The sequence below is a fragment of the Paenibacillus chibensis genome (genome assembly GCF_004001045.1).
GTDB lineage: Bacteria > Bacillota > Bacilli > Paenibacillales > Paenibacillaceae > Paenibacillus_AQ > Paenibacillus_AQ chibensis.
The window spans coordinates 186,641-203,708 of the sequence record NZ_BIMK01000005.1; the positions used below are offsets into that span (position 1 = coordinate 186,641).

The following is a 17,068-nucleotide window of genomic DNA, read 5'->3' on the forward strand; positions in this document are numbered from 1 at the left end:
GCATTCAGCTCGTCTCTGTAAGGAGACGGGCTTTTTTTTGACGTAAAGAAACGAATGGATGTTCAAGGCCTGCAAGCATCGGACCGGAATCCGGAGGAAGCTCCACGGTGTGGGGTTCATTTGTGGAGCGTGTCTTTTCGTGCGTCACAAGAAGATCCTCCGCGAATTTTGGTAATATTTCCGAGGAAATGAGTCGTGAAACTTCACAAATAAAGCGGATTTTTGACAAGTAAACGCTTTATTCAAAAAGAATTTGGTAATTACAATATTGAAGCTGGATTCTTTCCGCTTTGCCCAGTATTATATAATAGTCCCTTTGATTATTAGGATTCTTCATCTTGAATTGGACCTTAGATGAATTCTCAAAGGAATGGAGGTGTCATAATGGATTCAAGCTTCGCAAACAGCCTGGTGGGCAGTATGGGCGTCAGCGGTCTGATCTCGATTATTATCTCTCTGATCTGTATTGGTCTGTCATGGTGGGCTTTGCAGAACCTGAAGCTGGACCTGTTCATCCGCTTTCCGAAAAGCGCCCAGGGCAAGCTCCTGCATCTGCTGCTGGCCATTATTTTAGGACACTTCGTCGCCAAGTTCCTGCTTGATTACCTGAGCTGGAGCCAAATGATTAAGTACATGTTTTAACCGGGCGGTCTTTGGTTATATCTCTGATAGGTTGTTGTCACACGCCATGTCGGATGGACAATGAGCTTGTCGAATAATAACATTTTTTTATGTCAACAATGAATACAACAGTTAATACAATGTAAGCATGAACGCTTGGAAAAACCCCGTTTTAACGCTGCAGACTATGTTCTTACACAGAAGATTCGGTTTGCGCAAATAATCCCTCTGTTTCATTGACGGATCCGGTTGAGGTTCAGAACCTAGGTCTTCAGCCCCAGGATCAGCCGTATTTTGGGCTCATTCGCCAAAAAACGCTTGTATCCATGAAAAGGTCGGTGTTATGATGGAAGTTAGGGAATTAGCAATGTAATTTCTTGAAAATACAGAATTTGTGGAAAAAAATGGACGCGGAGGGAATCATGATGAGCAAATTTATCGTCCGCGGTGGCAATAAACTGACCGGAAGCGTGAAAGTCAGCGGAGCAAAAAATTCAGTTCTTCCGATCATCGCTGCCTCTCTTCTTGGGGAAGAAGGAGTAAGCGTCATTTATGATGCGCCTCCTCTTGACGATGTAATTACAATCAGCAAAGTGTTGGAATCGATAGGTGCAGGCATTACATACGAGAACGATGTAATGAGGGTTGATGCCCAAGCTATTTCCTCTTGCGAAGCACCTTACGAATGGGTGCGAAAAATGCGCGCGTCTTTCTTGGTCATGGGTCCGCTGCTCGCAAGAATGGGGCACACACGGATTTCTCTGCCAGGAGGCTGTGCCATTGGAACAAGGCCGATTGATCAGCACTTGAAAGGCTTTGAGGCTTTGGGTGCCGAGATCAGTCTTGGACAAGGTTATATTGAGGCGAAAATGAATGGCAGACTTCGCGGGGCCAAAATCTATTTGGATGTGGCCAGCGTAGGCGCTACTGAAAATATTATGATGGCAGCGACCCTTGCCGAAGGCGTAACCGTAATCGAAAATGCGGCGAAAGAGCCGGAAATTGTCGATTTGGCTAACTATCTGAACGGGATGGGCGCAAAGGTTCGCGGTGCAGGTACAGGCGTGATTCGCATCGAAGGCGTCGAGAAAATGCATGGCACGGAGCATACAGTCATCCCTGACCGGATTGAAGCGGGTACTTACATGGTGGCTGCAGCGATTACCGGTGGCGATGTGTATGTGGAAGGTGCGATTGCCGATCATTTGGGTCCGGTGATTTCCAAGCTGGAAGAAATGGGTGTGAGCATCGAGCCGGATGAGAACGGCGTGCGTGTCACGGCGAATCATCCGCTGAAGGCAGTGGATATCAAGACGCTTCCTTATCCGGGCTTTCCGACGGATATGCAGTCGCAAATGATGGCGCTGCTGTTGAAGTCGGAAGGGACGAGTGTGGTCACGGAGACCGTCTTTGAGAACCGTTTCATGCATGTGGATGAATTCCAGCTGATGAATGCGGAAATCAAGGTGGAAGGAAGATCCGCGATTATTACGGGCGGAGCTCATCTGAAGGGCGCGAAGGTATGTGCGACCGATCTGCGTGCAGGCGCGGCTTTGATTCTGGCAGGTCTGGTTTCCGAAGGAACGACAGAAGTGAGCGGAACGCATCATATCGACCGCGGCTATGTTGATCTGGCGGAGAAGCTGTCCGGGCTGGGTGCAGATATCTGGCGGATCTCTGTTGAAGAGCCTGTGCTGGATCAGCCTGCTCCGGCGAAGAAAAAGGTGGAGCTGGAAGAAGAGGTTCCGATGTTCAACATCCAGCCAACTTGGGTATAACCGTTTCGCCTGTGTCAGGTGAGACGTGCATAACATTGTACTGGAAATAGGCAAGAACCTTTACTGTAAATGAAATGATACCATGTACCGATATGACGAAAGGCCGTATCCCTTTGGGGATGCGGCCTTTTTGGCGTTCCTCGTTCATATGAATCTTGTGATTCTCTTAAAAAGGGTTCTATCATCTTATCTTGGCTCATAACTATACATATCGGGATTGAGAGAGGCTTGGATACACAGGTACGCGTTCAAGCCGCATCCGGACAGAAGGATGCCGCATCTTTTAGCCTCTCGTCATTTATATCAGGTAGAAAACGGAGAGTCTGCTGCTCACCCGAAAACGCCATACGCAATCTTTCAATGTAATGTACTGCCAAAATCAGATGATCGTGGAAGAACGGAGGTAGAATTCTATGAACGACCCGCGGACGCAAATCAAAGTATCGGTAGCGCACAGACGAGAACCTGCGGAGCCGGACATTTCAATACATCCGCCGGATCTGCAGGCGGCGGCGGGGGACGGCCGGGAATCGCACCCGGCCGCAGGGGCAATGCCGGGCCCAAGCCCGCGGCCCGGCACGGACAAGCCCCGGCAGCACCTGCGGGCGCTGCCGGATGCCCCCGCGCAGCCGCCGCAGGCCGCTGCGCCCGAGGCGCCGGAGCCGCGCGAAGCGCTCCGGCCTGCGGAGCCAGGCGCGCCCGCAGGCGCCTGGCAGACCCCCGGGCGGCGGCCATGGGCCCCGCCGCCTTCCCGCGGCCGCGGCTCCGCCTGGCGGCCGCAGGGGCCGGGCAGCGCCCGCAGGCTGCCTCCCGCCCTGTGGGCGGCGGGAGGGCTGCTCGCGCTGGCGCTGCTCATCCCCGCGCTTGTGGTGGCGACGCACCACAAGCCTGCTCCGGAGCCGGCGCCCATACCCGCGCCGGCCGCGCCCGCGGCTGTGCCCCAGACGGCGGCACAGCCGCAGGTGTCCGTCTATCTGAACAAGACGGACAAAGTGGAGACGCTGCCACTCGAAGACTACGTCGTCGGCGTGGTCGCGGCCGAGATGCCTGCCAGCTTTGATCTCGAGGCGCTCAAGGCGCAGGCGGTCGCGGCGCGCACCTTTATCGTGCGCAGACTGGCGGACGGGGATAAGAGCGGCGTGCCGGGGAATGCGGCCGATGTCACCGATACGGTCAATCACCAGGCTTATATTGCCAAGGATCAGCTGGAGAATCATTTTAAAGGAAAAACGGAGCAGCTGGCGAAGGTAAAAAGAGCGGTCGAGGAAACCCGCAATACCATCATGACGTATAACGGCAAGCCGATTACCGCCTCGTTCTTCTCGACAGGCAACGGCTATACCGAAAATTCGGAGGACTACTGGAATCAGAGCATTCCTTATTTGCGCAGTGTGGCGAGTCCCTGGGACAAGCAGGCGCCCGGTTACGAAGAGACGGTGAAGATGACCCGAATCGATTTTCTGACCAAGCTCGGACTCGTCGGCAATCCGGTTCCGGCTTCGGCGATGGGAGGGAACCAGCCCTTCATCCAGGTTCTCTCATCGACGACGGGACACCGGATCAAAGAGATTGAGATCGGAGGCTCCATTTTTACCGGTCGCGAGGTGAGAGAGAAGCTTGGACTCCGCTCCAGCGAATTCAGCTGGAAGACTTCGGGGAATGACGTGCTGATTACGACCTACGGATATGGGCACGGGGTGGGCATGAGCCAGTGGGGAGCCGAGGGCATGGCCAAGGAAGGCTATACCGCGACGGATATTATGAGACACTACTATACCGGCGTGCAGTTTGCGAAGGCGACAGATTATATAAATAGTAAAAAGAAAAATGAAGAATAACAGATTGCTTCTGACGGAGAAGCCGGAATGGTTCTAAGCTATCCTCATGATCGGAACACCGGGGGGCAGAGATACGCAGGCCTCATCCGGATTCGTCATGATGATAGGCTTGGAGGCTTTGATTATACTTATAGAATAGAGCTCGGATGGACCTCTATCCTTTTTTTTAAAAAATAATATAAGAGATACGTATAAAAGGTTCGACCCCGGTAACAATGATTACTGAGGTGATAACCATATGAATGAACAAAACAAAAGTAATCAAAACCATGGAGAAACTCCTAAAAAATCACAGGGAGAGCTGGTAAGCCAGCCGTCTGCATGGAAAAAGCTGTTGTCCAAACGGTGGGTATACCCGGCAGCTTACGTGGCCGCAGCAGCAATTATACTAACCTTAGTTTGGGTCTATCAGGGTGCCAGCCAGAAGAAACTCGCGGAAGACTCAGCTAATGTGACAGGAACCACTGCTACAGCCACAACGAACGAAGCCGGCAAGGAAACAGGCAAGGATGAACAAGCGGTCGAAGTTACCGCTACTGTCGTGGACATGGCATGGCCGGTAGCCGATGCCAAGGATGTCAAAGTCGTGAAGCCTTTCTTTGAAAAAGACGGAACAGCTGAAAACAATCAGGCAGCCATGGTGCAGTACAACGACACATTTATCCCGAATATCGGCGTAGACCTGGGTCGCGAAGACGATAAGACGTTTGAAGTCAAAGCAGCTCTTGCCGGTAAAGTAAGCCGCGTGGAAGTGAATCCGCCGCTGACGGGCACGGTTATCGAAATTACGCATGATAATGACGTCACCACGGTGTATCAATCGCTGTCCGACGTTAAAGTCAAAGTAGGCGACACGGTGAAGCAAGGCGATACGATCGGCACAGCCGGCCGCAGCGAAATCGAAAAGGATCTCGGCAACCACGTACACTTCGAAGTGCATGAAAAAGGGGAACCGGTGAATCCGGAGGATCTGCTTCCGAAAAAATAATACCGGAGGCGTCCGTACAAGGTGATTCGGTCAATACAAATACCGAGTATGCCCATAAGAAGGCAGGGATATATCCCTGCCTTCTTTGCGTTTGCCGCATCCACAAGCGTCCAAGCCGTCAGATCCGTTCCGGACAGGCATGGGCTTCAAGGCCCCCGGTTACGGGGGATTTTTGCGCGTTTTGAAAATAAATGGGCCTTGCGTAGCTTGTCAGCTCCTGAAAGCGCGAATATATAGGCACGCCCCTCATATAATGTACCAAACTATCCACAGTAGGGAGGCGGGAGCGTGCACGATTATATCAAGGAACGGACGATTAAAATTGGACGTTGTATCGTGGAGACGAAGCACACGGTCCGGACAATTGCCAAAGAGTTTGGCGTTTCGAAAAGCACAGTGCATAAGGACTTGACCGAACGATTGCCGGAGATCAATCCGGATTTGGCGGATCAGGTCAAGCACATTCTCGAATATCACAAGTCGATCCGTCATCTCCGGGGAGGAGAAGCCACCAAAATCAAGTATAAAAAGACGAAAAAACGCGGAGCCGTAGCCTCCGCCAAATCCTGATTTTTACGCGCTCAAACACGGTTTAAACCATTGAATCCGTCCCCTGAAGTATGATATGTTAAAAGATGGTATAAGGTCGAAAAATGTGTTCCCTGCTTCCCTATGTACATAATCCTGCCGCATCTTGTCGAAAAGGGACTTTCAAAAGGCTCAGGGACTCTTTTACCATAAAATATGACTTTGGGGGCTCTTTTCATGATGTTTAGCAAGGATATTGGAATTGATCTGGGTACGGCTAACGTGCTGATACATGTTAAAGGGAAGGGGGTTGTTCTTGACGAACCTTCCGTCGTCACGATCGAAAGCGACACCAAAAGGGTCCTAGCCGTCGGGGAAGAAGCCCGCAGAATGGTGGGACGTACGCCGGGCAACATTGTGGCCATCCGTCCGCTGCGCGACGGCGTCATTGCTGACTTTGCCATTACGGAAGCCATGCTGAAATATTTTATCGACCGTGTGGGAGGACGCAGCTGGAGCAGCCGTCCCCGCATTCTCATCTGCGCGCCGACCAACATTACGTCGGTGGAACAGAAGGCCATTCGCGAAGCGGCCGAGCGCAGTGGGGCTAAAGACGTGTTTTTGGAAGAAGAACCGAAGGCGGCGGCGATTGGCGCAGGCATGGATATTTTCCAGCCGAGCGGCAACATGGTTGTCGATATCGGCGGCGGGACAACGGATGTAGCCGTGCTTTCCATGGGCGACATCGTGACCGCCTCTTCTATTAAAATGGCGGGGGACAAGTTCGACGAGTCTATCGTCAAATATATCAAGAACAAATATAAGCTGCTGATCGGCGAACGGACCTCCGAGGATATCAAGATCAAAATCGGAACGGTGCGCCCGGGAGGACGCCAGGATGAAATGGATATCCGCGGACGCGATATGGTGTCCGGTCTTCCGCTGACGATCACCATTTCCTCAAGCGAAATCCAGGAGGCTCTATGGGAGCCGGTATACTCCATCGTGACGGCTGCAAAGTCGGTGCTGGAGCGGACACCGCCGGAATTGTCGGCGGACATCATCGACCGCGGCGTCATTTTGACAGGCGGCGGCGCATTACTGAACGGACTGGACGAGCTGCTCGCCGAAGAGCTGCGCGTGCCGGTGCTAATTGCGGAAGATCCGATGCATTGCGTCGTGAAAGGCACGGGCATCATGCTCGACAATTTGGATAAAGTGGTTAAAAAATCGTTTTAACCCGCCGATATAATAACTAATAATGACGGGCGCAGCCCGTTCAATATAGAGCACGAAAGAAACGTTTGCCTTGGCATAGATTGCAGGACCATGAAAGGGGTGCCCCCACTCGCATGATTAGAGGACTTTACACAGCGGCCGCCGGCATGCTGACACAGGAGAGCCGCCATGATACGGCGGTGCAGAACTTAGCGAACGTCAATACGCCCGGCTACAAGCAGGTTAACAGCGTTGCCCGCTCTTTTCCGGAAATGTTAATTACGATGATGGGCGGTACCAGCGATGCGCCGGTTCCGACGATCGGCAAGCTGAATACCGGCGTATTCGCGGAAGAGGCTTTGTCGATGTACCAGCAGGGCGTGATTAAGGCCAGCAGCAAGCCGACGGATTTTGCGCTGGTGTCCGACATTGAAGTAAGGGATCCGGCAACAAATCAGGTGATTCCATTTGACGCCTCGGGCAAGAATGTGAGCGCCAACGGCGATGTGACCTATAAACCGGAAGCCTTCTTTACGGTTGAGGATCCGAACGGAGATACACGGTATACGAAAGACGGCAACTTCAAGGTAGCCACGGACGGCCGATTGCTGACATCGACAGGATACCAGGTATTGGATGCGAATAATCGCCCGATTGTATTGACAGGGTCTGTTGACAGCTTTAAAGTGGACGAGCAGGGTTATATTCTTGATCCGGCAACCGGAGCGCGCGGACAGCAAATCGGCGTTTCCGTGGTAGGCCAGCCCTACCAGATGGTCCGCGAAGGCGAAGGCGTATTCCGGATCGACGATCCCCAGGAAGCGGACGTCCGCGCCCTTGGCGCGAACGATCGCGTCGAAGTTCGCCAGAACTATATTGAAGCGTCGAACGTGAACGCATCCGAAGTCGTGGTCGACATGAATACGGCGCTGCGCGCGTATGAAGCCAATCAGAAAGTCATTCAATTTTACGATAAAAGCTTGGATAAAGCGGTAAACGAAGTAGGCAAGGTATAAGGCCGGCTAGGCTAAGGGGAGGTTTAAGATGAATAACTCCATGATCAGTGCGCTGGTGTCCATGAACGGCATACAGCGGAAGCTGGATGTCATCGCGGACAATATCGCAAACCTGGATACGGTAGGCTATAAGCAGAAGGAAACCACATTCGAGGACACGCTGACTTCCGTCATGCAGCAGCCGAAGGATTTCAAGCAGCAAGGAAGAATGTCCGGGCTTGGGATTACGACCGGTTACGGCGTGCGGACGGGTGATGTCACCCGCGATATGACGCCGGGAGCGCTCGACCAGACGAACAATCCGCTGGATCTTGCCATTGAAGGAAGCGGCATGTTCAAGGTGGAAGCGGGCGGCAAGGCTGCCTACACCCGGGAAGGGGGCTTTCATTTCGCCCCGGATCCGAGCGAGCCGGGATCGATGGTGCTCCTGAACAACCAGGGATATTTCGTGCTGAACGAGAAGGATGAACACATCAAGGTGTCCGACAAGGCCAAGGTTGCCATCGATTCCCATGGCAAGGTGATGGTGGATGAAGCCGGCGTTATTTCCGAAGCGGGAACGCTGAATGTTCTGAAGCCGCTCCGCGAGGATGCGCTGCAGCAGATGGACGACAACCTGTTCGTCGTTCCGGGCAGCCTGACCGAAGGACAGGTGTTCGAGGCACGGCCGGCAGGCGGCGGCATTCCGGCAGGTACATCCATCCGCTCCGGTTACCTGGAGAAATCCAACGTGGATTATATGGGACAAATTACGGATATGATGCAAATGCAGCGTGCATACCAGCTCGCCGCAAGAGCGATCACCTCCAGCGATACCATGATGAACCTGGCGAACAATATGCGGGGTTAAGGTGGTCGCGGCGATGAGTGAAAATAATAAGCCTGCTGACAAGCTGACGAGAATCCAAAACCGCAAGGAAACACCCGAGAAGCCCGGCGTGGACCGGGATCACGACGACAAGCCGGCACACAGAAGGACGGCGCGCTGGAGAATTGTCATTCGCTGGATGATCCCGCTGTTCTTGGTGCTCGCCTTAATTGGGGGCATGGCCTTCGGATATGTCTTTATCGGCAAGCAAAGCCTATCCGATGTGTTTGAGTGGAAGACCTGGCAGCATGTCATCGATCTGGTCTTTGCACCTTGAGGACATGAGCCTATTTTAAGCTTGACCAAGACTCCCCTGCTTGCGCGGGGGAGTTTTCTTTTTTGGCTCGGAAAATGTATAATGATGGGGGACTTGCGAACAACAAAAGGACCCCGTCCGGGCCACTGCGCATACGAGCGATGGCTAACGGACAGAGCCCCTTATCTGAACCTTCACGTCTGCAGTCAGTGAAGGATAGCTTTAGTTTTTTCCGCTTATACGTGTTTTTATGCAGAATAGCCGTAAAATGAAGGCTTATAGCCCATAAACGCTAAGCCTGGAAGGAGATTTGATATCGTGCTTAATGTCAAAGAAATTCAGGAAATCATCCCGCATCGTCCTCCGTTTTTGCTGGTGGACCGAATTTTGGAAATGGAGGTTGGCAAACGCGCGGTCGGCATCAAGAACGTGACGATCAACGAGCCGTTTTTCATTGGCCATTTTCCCGAATATCCGGTCATGCCGGGAGTGCTGATCACCGAAGCATTGGCCCAAGTGGGAGCTGCCGCAATTTTACAGGAAGAGAGCAACAAGGGCAAAATCGGCTTTCTGGCAGGGCTTGACGGCTTCCGCTTCAGAGGACAGGTTGTGCCGGGGGATACGCTTCGTTTGGAAGTGGAGATCACACGGTTAAAAGGAAGTATAGGCAAGGGGCACGCGGTCGCCAAGGTGGAGGACAAGATCGTCGCGGAAGGCGAGATCATGTTCGCGCTGTCCGACCCGAACAAAGCCTGAATACGATACCAAACAACCGTAAGCGGTGAAAGGGGAAGCAGTATGACACAATTAAGCAAATGGGCAGAAGAAAATGTACAGCGGTGGCTTTCGGATCCATCGATCGACGCAGAGACCAAACAGGAGCTTCAAGGCCTGCAGGATCAGACGCAGGAACTGGAGGACCGTTTCTATAAAGATCTGGAATTCGGTACAGGCGGACTTCGCGGCGTCATCGGCGCCGGAAGCAACCGGATGAACCGTTATACCGTCGGTAAAGCGACGCAGGGTTTTGCACGCTACATATTGGAGCAGCACGGCCAGGCGGAAGGCAAGCCATCGGTGGTGATTGCTCATGATTCCCGCCATTTCTCCCCGGAATTCGCGCTCGAAGCGGCGCTGGTGCTTGCCGGCAACGGCATCACCGCCAAGCTGTTTCCATCCCTTCGTCCGACGCCTCAGCTGTCTTTTAGCGTACGCCATTTAGGCGCTACGGGAGGCATTGTCGTTACGGCCAGCCACAACCCGCCGGAATACAACGGATACAAGGTCTACAATGCCGAAGGGGGCCAGCTGGTTCCGGATCAGGCGGAGAAGGTCATTCAATATATCCAGGAGATCGAATCCTTTGCTGCGGTTAAGCGCCTGGAGCAGTCTGAAGCGGAAGCGCAGGGACTGCTGGTATGGCTGGGAGAGGCGGAGGATGAAGCTTTCACCGATACGGTAGCAGAGACCAGCGTCAACCGGGAGCTGATTGCCAGCAAGCTGGGCAAGGACTTCAACATTGTATTCACCCCGCTGCATGGTACGGGCAATGTGCCTGTGCGCCGGGTGCTTGAGAAAGTCGGCTTTACGAATGTGCACGTCGTCGCCGAGCAGGAACAGCCGGATGCCGAGTTCTCGACCGTCAAATCGCCGAATCCGGAAGAACGCGAAGCGTTTACGCTCGCGATGAAGCTGGGCAAGCAGATTCAGGCTGACATTCTGATCGGTACCGATCCGGACTGTGACCGCATGGGTGCGGTCGTGCTGAATGATGCTGGCGAGTATGAAGTGCTCTCGGGCAACCAATCCGGCGCCATCATGATTCATTATCTGCTCAGCCAGCTGAAGGAGCAGGGCAAGCTGCCCGCGAACGGCGCCGTGATCAAAACGATCGTGACGAGCGAGATGGGTGCGGCCATTGCCCGCCACTATGGGGCAGAGGTCTTTAACACGCTGACCGGCTTCAAATATATCGGCGAGAAAATGACGGAATTCGAACAAACCGGTGAGTTTACGTATCTGTTCGGATATGAAGAGAGCTACGGATACCTCGCAGGCAGCTATGCCCGCGACAAGGATGCCGTGCTTGCTTCCCTGCTGATCTGTGAAGCGGGGGCTTACTATAAAGCCCAAGGCAAGACGCTGTACGATGTGCTGCAGGAATTGTACGAACAGTTCGGCTATTTCCGCGAAGCATTGGAATCCCGCACGCTTAAGGGCAAGGACGGCTTGGCCCAAATCCAGGCCAAAATGACCGATTGGCGCGATCATGCGCCGCACACGGTGGCCGGAGCGGCCGTGTCGGAAGTTTTGGATTACTCCAAAGGGCTGGACGGACTGCCGAAAGAAAACGTGCTGAAATATATGCTGGATGACGGCTCTTGGTTCTGCCTGCGCCCATCCGGTACGGAACCGAAGATTAAAGTTTATTTTGCCGTGCGCGGTTCTTCGCTGCACGATGCCGAAGAGCGGATTCAGAAGCTTGCGGCGGAAGTCATGGCGCGGGTAGACGCCTAAATCACGAATGATATATGGATAGTCTGCAAGGCCGCTGCCTCTGGCCGCGGCTTTGCGGAGTTATAACGAGGAGGTACTTTTGGTGCATCAAAAATGGCAGCACTTCAGCACGGCATCACGCAAATGGCTGTGGATCCTGGTCGTTCTGGGCATACTTGCCGCTCTGCCGGTCGCGTATGACCGGTATCAAACGGAATCATCGTCAAACAACGTGGAGCTGGTGTTCAATTATCGCGGTTTGGCTGAGGTGGCATCCTACCAGGCTCATCCCGAGCAGTTCATGTCGGAGCAGCTCGATAAGCTGAAAGCCGCGGGCATTACCAGTATGGCGATGTTCGAGAGTACGCTGGATGATTTCAGCAAAACCCGGCGGCTCATGGTTTACAACGCTCAGGACGTTGCGAAAATGACGCAAAGCGTTATTCCTACGGACGAGAATTTCACTTATATTCTGTTTACCAACGAAGAGAATGCAGGCCGGTTAACGCCTCTCATTGAAGACACCTTCGAAAGCCTCGGCATTAACGTGAAGCCTTGGGAGTTTCATAACCAGAAGGGCCTGATTGTGGAAGACTCGCCGGAGGATGCCGCGCTGAAGCCGATGCAGCCGGATCCGATTGCATTCGAAATGCTGCGCAGCAAAGGATTTCATATCGTGCCCCGGATGTCGGACAGCCTCCCTTATGATCAAGATGCCATGGAGAAGCTGCTGGCGTATTACGAAGCCAACGGCGTTACCCGCGTCCTGTTCGAGGGTGATTCGGTTAAGGGCTATAATGACAACCAGGAAAAACACAGCTTGCAGAGCTTTGCGAGCCTGCTGAACCAGCATGGCATCGGCATCGCGGCGATCGAGAACACGAAGAAGCCGCAGGCCGGCATCGCCAAGCTGTCGTATGACATCCATTATAATGTCGTGCGTCTGTACTCGCTGAGCGACAAGGATGCGCAGGCATTGGATGAAAATACGATTGCGGACCGTTTTGCCCTGGCAACGAAGGACCGGAATATCCGGATGCTCTATATCAATACGGCCCCTAGCAAGAATGTGGCGAAGGGCATGATGACCGATTCGATCGACAACATCATCAAGAGCTTGAACGAGCCGGGCAAGGCCATCAAGGAGATGGAGAATAACGGATTCAAAATGGGCCGTGCGGAAGCCTTCCATATTACGGATTCCCCGGCGCAGCATTATCTCAAGCTGGTCGTCGTACTCGGCGGCGTCGCTTTCATTGCGCTGATGATTTCCTACTTCCTGCCGCTGCTGACGCTTCCTGCGTTCGTGCTTGGCATGATCGGAAGCGCAGGGCTGTATGTGCTGAAGCCTACGCTGTTTGAACAGGCGCTCGCCCTGCTCGTGGCGATCAGCGCCCCGACGGTGGCGGTGGTGCTGGCTGTAAGGAAGCTGAACGCGCTGAACGCAGCAGATCCGAATCTTGCGACCGGACGCCGTCTGACGCATTCGATCGTGCTCTTCATTCGCACGTCGATCATTTCCATGGCAGCTATTCCGTTCGTGATCGCGCTGCTGAACAATATTACGTACAGCCTGGTATTGAACCAGTTCCGCGGCGTCAGTCTCCTGCACGCGGCTCCGATTCTCTTGATCGCCGTTTTCGTCGTGCTGTATCGCGGCGGACGTCCGATGAGCCAGCTTGGCAAGCTGTTCAAGACGCCGATTACGCTCGTATGGGTCGCGGCGGCCGTCGTGATCGCGGGTCTCGGATTCTACTATTTAAGCCGTACCGGCAACGGCGGCAAAGTCAGCTCGATCGAGATGGCCATCCGACCGTTCCTGGAGCATACGTTCCATGTCCGTCCGCGTAATAAGGAAATCATCGCGCATCCGCTCTTCCTGCTCGGCATCTTCCTGTCGATCCGGTACCGGAACGCGATTTATCTCATGATTATTGCGGTCATCGGACAGCTGTCTATGGTGGATACCTTTGCCCATATCCACTCGCCGATGAAAATTTCGTTCGCCCGTGACCTGCTCGGTCTGGGAATCGGCTTTATCCTCGGTCTGATCGCCATCGTGGTATGGCAAATCGCAGAAGGGTGTTGGAGAAAATGGTCACCGCGCCTCAAAAGACAATAGTCATCTCGGGTTACTACGGGTTTAAGAACAGCGGCGACGAGGCCGTGCTGCAGTCGATCCTCACGGCGCTGGAGGAGCAGGGGCGGCAGGCGGGGATTCAGGTGAATCCCGTCGTGCTCTCCATCGATCCGGAGTGGACCGCTTCCACTTACGGGGTGCAGGCGGTTCACCGCATGAAGCTTGGCGAAGTGAGACAAGCTTTAAAGAACAGCAGCGGCCTCATCAGCGGCGGCGGCAGTCTTTTGCAGGACGCGACCAGCCCGAAGACGATTCCTTATTATCTGGGTGTCATCAAGCTGGCGCAGTGGCTAAACAAGCCGGTATTTATCTATTCACAGGGCGTTGGCCCGGTGAACCGGAAGCTGTTTTATCCCTTGATCAAAAATGCTTTCAAAAAATGTGAATATATTTCGGTGCGCGACATGCAGTCCTCGGAGCTGCTGCAAAGCATGGGCCTTGCGGGCAGCCGCGTTCAGGTCGTGCCGGATCCGGTAATGGGGCTCACCCCGGAAACGGGGGCAGGCGTCACGGCGGATGATCTCTCGGAGCCGAAGCTGCCGGTGATCGGCATTTCGGTCCGCTACTGGGACACAGAGCGCCGGGAGCTGAAAGGCATAGCCGCAGGGCTTCGTGCCCTGTGCAGCAAGCAGCCGGTGCATCTGAGATTTCTCCCGTTTCATTTTCCGGGGGATGAGAAGGCTTCCCAGGAAATCATCGATCAGCTCGGTGATGTCGCTTCCGGCGGAAGCCGGGTGTCAATATGCAGGGAGGCCGTCCATCCCCGCCAGATGCTTGCGGAAGTGGGCCGCTGCGATCTCGTGATCGGCATGAGGCTCCACAGCCTGATCTATGCGGCGAACCGGTCCGTGCCGATGATCGGCATATCGTATGATCCGAAGATCGATCAGTTTCTGAAAAGGCTTGATGTTGCTCCGGCCGGAACGAGCGAATCGGTGGATCCCGGCAGGCTGGAAGCGGAAATCTCCCGCCTGCTCACGGATGCGGATGCCTGGCGGGAAGCGAGCAAGCCGCGCATCGACCGGTTGAAGCAGGAAGCGCAGGCGCCTGCGAAGCATATCGTTGATTTTTTAAAGAGATAACAGGGCTCGATTGAATAGAGGAGCATGACAACAGCGCTCGGAAGAAGGATTCGTAATCGCAGCGCATGGCACATGGGTAAGAACCTATTTATGGGTTGAGTCGATAAGAAAGCAAGGATAAGGTGATACAGCCGTGAACAGTGTAGAACAAGTGCCAACCGTTCCGATCTACGGACTGCCTGTCAGCAGGCTCGGAATGGAAGACACCGTTAAATATTTGACCGAACATTTGAAGCAAGAACACCGCCAGCCTCTCCAGATCATTACGGCGAACCCGATTATGATCATGAAGGCGCTGGAGGAGCCGGACTATATGCAGGTGATGCGAAATGCCGAGCTGCTCGTTCCGGACGGCACCGGCGTCGTGTGGGCTGCGGCCCGGACGGACAAGCCTGTACAGGAACGCGTGGCGGGTTTTGATCTTCTGCATGAGCTGATGCGGGTTGGAGAAGACTATCACTGGAAAGTTTATCTGCTCGGCTCCACGCCGGAAGTGATTCAGGCAGCCGCGGAAAGGTTACATTTGCAGTATCCGGGCGTGGAAATCTCGGGATTTCGCGATGGGTTCTTCGGGGCGGATCAGGATGCGGAGGTCATTGCCGGCATTCGGGCCGCAGCCCCGGATATTCTGTTCGTCGCCCGCGGGGCGGATACGCAGGAACCGTGGATTGCAAGGTACAAGGAGCAGCTGGGCGTTCCTCTCATGATGGGGGTCGGCGGAAGCTTCGATGTCATCTCGGGCAAGTCCAAGCGGGCACCGAAATTGTTCCAGCAAATGCGTGCCGAATGGCTTTACCGGCTCCTGAGGGAGCCGACAAGGGCCGCAAGAATGCTTGCGCTGCCGAAATTCGCCCTTAAAGTGATGCGGGATAAAGAAAACATGTCAAAACCCAGATAAATGACTGAATTGGGCTGAAATAACCCGATTTTTTGCTGAAAAACAGGATTGGTTTTATGATTTGATGAGAGTATAATTCAATCCGGTAATGAAAATGGGGGTTGAACGAAACATGTTAAAGATAGCCATCATCGGATGCATTGTGTCATTGGCTTTGGCACTGCTGCTAACGCCGCTGGTGAAAAAATTTGCGATTAAGATTGGCGCAGTCGATGTCCCGAACGCCAGAAAAGTGCATACGAGAATTATGCCTCGTCTTGGCGGGCTGGCGATATACCTGGCATTTATGCTGTCTGTGTTTGCCGTCCTTCCATTCGTCGCAGATCATTTTTCCATCCGGGATACGAATTTTATTAAGGCTTTTCTGATCGGCGGCTCGCTGATCGTGCTGACCGGCGCCCTGGATGACCGCTTCGAGCTGTCCGCCAAGGTGAAGCTGCTCGGACAGATTATCGCCGCGTGCGTCGTCGTATTCGGATTTGACATCAAAGTTGATTTTGTAAATATACCGTTTAACGATTCTTACTCGTCGCTGGAGAACTGGATTGCGATTCCGCTCACCATCTTCTGGATTGTCGGCGTGACGAACGCCATCAACCTAATTGACGGACTGGACGGACTTGCTGCCGGCGTATCCGGCATCGCGATCGGCACGATCCTCGTCATGTCGCTCTTGATGGGCAACCTGACGGTCGCGCTGATCTGCCTGCTGCTTCTGGGTGCGATTATCGGATTTCTGTTCTATAACTTCCACCCGGCACAGATTTTCATGGGCGATACCGGCTCGCTGTTCTTAGGCTTCTGCCTGGCGATGCTGTCCATGCTCGGATTCAAACAGATTGCGATTGTATCCTTTATTACTCCGCTGATCATTATCGGCGTACCGCTCTCGGACACGTTCTTTGCGATCGTGCGCCGCTGGATTCAGAAGAAACCGATCTTCGCTCCGGACAAAGGCCACTTGCATCACTGCCTGCGGGAAATTGGCTTCAGCCACCGCCAGTCTGTTCTCATCGTGTACGGCATCGCCGCTTTCTTCGGCGTCCTGGCTGTCATTCAGTCCTCCGCCGCGATGTATGAAGCGAATTGGGTCACCTTCGTCGTCATCTGCGTAATGATGTTCTTCCTGCAGATCGGCGCGGAAGTGATTGGCCTGGTCGGCAAAACGAAGCGTCCGATTCTGGATCTGGTTGCAAGGCTGAGGATGAAGGTTGGAGAAGAACGAGGCACGAAGTTTTAAATAAGTGAATCATGCTATTATATAAACATAATTATTCAGGACAAGGCTGTACCTTCGGGTACGGCCTTTTTTAATATGTTTTATTTTTAGTAACTTTTTTC

The 17,068-nt window shown here is 53.7% G+C and carries 15 protein-coding genes; all 15 read left to right on the top strand.

All coding sequences use genetic code 11. The features are described from left to right. Nucleotides 1-384: 384 nt before the first annotated feature. Nucleotides 385-642: a DUF1146 family protein gene (locus tag PCH05_RS05880; RefSeq protein WP_127601427.1), complete on the top strand. Its 258-nt coding sequence runs from the start codon at nucleotides 385-387 to the stop codon at nucleotides 640-642. Nucleotides 643-1,046: 404 nt separating this feature from the next. Then, the gene (gene murA, locus PCH05_RS05885; RefSeq protein ID WP_127601428.1) at nucleotides 1,047-2,399 is read left to right on the top strand and encodes a UDP-N-acetylglucosamine 1-carboxyvinyltransferase; all 1,353 of its coding nucleotides are present in this window, start codon (nucleotides 1,047-1,049) and stop codon (nucleotides 2,397-2,399) included. A gap of 551 nt (nucleotides 2,400-2,950) precedes the next feature. Continuing rightward, nucleotides 2,951-4,237, top strand: a complete 1,287-nt coding sequence (spoIID, locus tag PCH05_RS05890; protein ID WP_430123391.1) for a stage II sporulation protein D — start codon at nucleotides 2,951-2,953, stop codon at nucleotides 4,235-4,237. Between the two features lie 238 nt (nucleotides 4,238-4,475). Further along, nucleotides 4,476-5,225 carry a M23 family metallopeptidase gene (locus PCH05_RS05895; RefSeq protein ID WP_127601430.1) on the top strand — a complete coding sequence of 250 codons (750 nt, stop codon included), beginning with the start codon at nucleotides 4,476-4,478 and terminating at the stop codon, nucleotides 5,223-5,225. 288 nt (nucleotides 5,226-5,513) lie between these two features. Further along, complete coding sequence (spoIIID, locus tag PCH05_RS05900; RefSeq protein ID WP_127601431.1) at nucleotides 5,514-5,795, top strand: sporulation transcriptional regulator SpoIIID; 282 nt, start codon at nucleotides 5,514-5,516, stop codon at nucleotides 5,793-5,795. Between the two features lie 198 nt (nucleotides 5,796-5,993). Next, a complete protein-coding gene (locus tag PCH05_RS05905) occupies nucleotides 5,994-6,992 on the top strand; it encodes a rod shape-determining protein (RefSeq protein WP_127601532.1) in 999 nt (332 codons plus the stop codon). Nucleotides 6,993-7,105: 113 nt separating this feature from the next. After that, a complete protein-coding gene (locus PCH05_RS05910) occupies nucleotides 7,106-7,987 on the top strand; it encodes a flagellar hook-basal body protein (protein ID WP_127601432.1) in 882 nt (293 codons plus the stop codon). A gap of 28 nt (nucleotides 7,988-8,015) precedes the next feature. Continuing rightward, nucleotides 8,016-8,837, top strand: a complete 822-nt coding sequence (locus tag PCH05_RS05915; protein WP_127601433.1) for a flagellar hook-basal body protein — start codon at nucleotides 8,016-8,018, stop codon at nucleotides 8,835-8,837. A 13-nt stretch (nucleotides 8,838-8,850) separates the two neighbouring features. After that, complete coding sequence (locus tag PCH05_RS05920; RefSeq protein ID WP_127601434.1) at nucleotides 8,851-9,132, top strand: DNA-directed RNA polymerase subunit beta; 282 nt, start codon at nucleotides 8,851-8,853, stop codon at nucleotides 9,130-9,132. Between the two features lie 297 nt (nucleotides 9,133-9,429). Further along, nucleotides 9,430-9,867 (top strand): 3-hydroxyacyl-ACP dehydratase FabZ, encoded by a 438-nt coding sequence (gene fabZ, locus PCH05_RS05925; protein WP_127601435.1) that lies wholly within the window; start codon nucleotides 9,430-9,432, stop codon nucleotides 9,865-9,867. A 42-nt stretch (nucleotides 9,868-9,909) separates the two neighbouring features. Beyond that, the gene (locus PCH05_RS05930; protein WP_127601436.1) at nucleotides 9,910-11,628 is read left to right on the top strand and encodes a phospho-sugar mutase; all 1,719 of its coding nucleotides are present in this window, start codon (nucleotides 9,910-9,912) and stop codon (nucleotides 11,626-11,628) included. A gap of 82 nt (nucleotides 11,629-11,710) precedes the next feature. Then, complete coding sequence (locus tag PCH05_RS05935) at nucleotides 11,711-13,729, top strand: DUF5693 family protein (protein WP_127601437.1); 2,019 nt, start codon at nucleotides 11,711-11,713, stop codon at nucleotides 13,727-13,729. After that, nucleotides 13,702-14,829, top strand: a complete 1,128-nt coding sequence (csaB, locus tag PCH05_RS05940) for a polysaccharide pyruvyl transferase CsaB (protein WP_127601438.1) — start codon at nucleotides 13,702-13,704, stop codon at nucleotides 14,827-14,829. The genes PCH05_RS05935 and csaB overlap by 28 nt, the downstream gene beginning before the upstream one ends. A 133-nt stretch (nucleotides 14,830-14,962) precedes the next feature. Beyond that, a complete protein-coding gene (locus PCH05_RS05945) occupies nucleotides 14,963-15,727 on the top strand; it encodes a WecB/TagA/CpsF family glycosyltransferase (protein ID WP_246049376.1) in 765 nt (254 codons plus the stop codon). Nucleotides 15,728-15,839: 112 nt separating this feature from the next. After that, entirely contained in the window at nucleotides 15,840-16,967 is a 1,128-nt protein-coding gene (locus tag PCH05_RS05950) for an MraY family glycosyltransferase (RefSeq protein ID WP_127601439.1), read from the top strand. Nucleotides 16,968-17,068 lie beyond the last annotated feature (101 nt).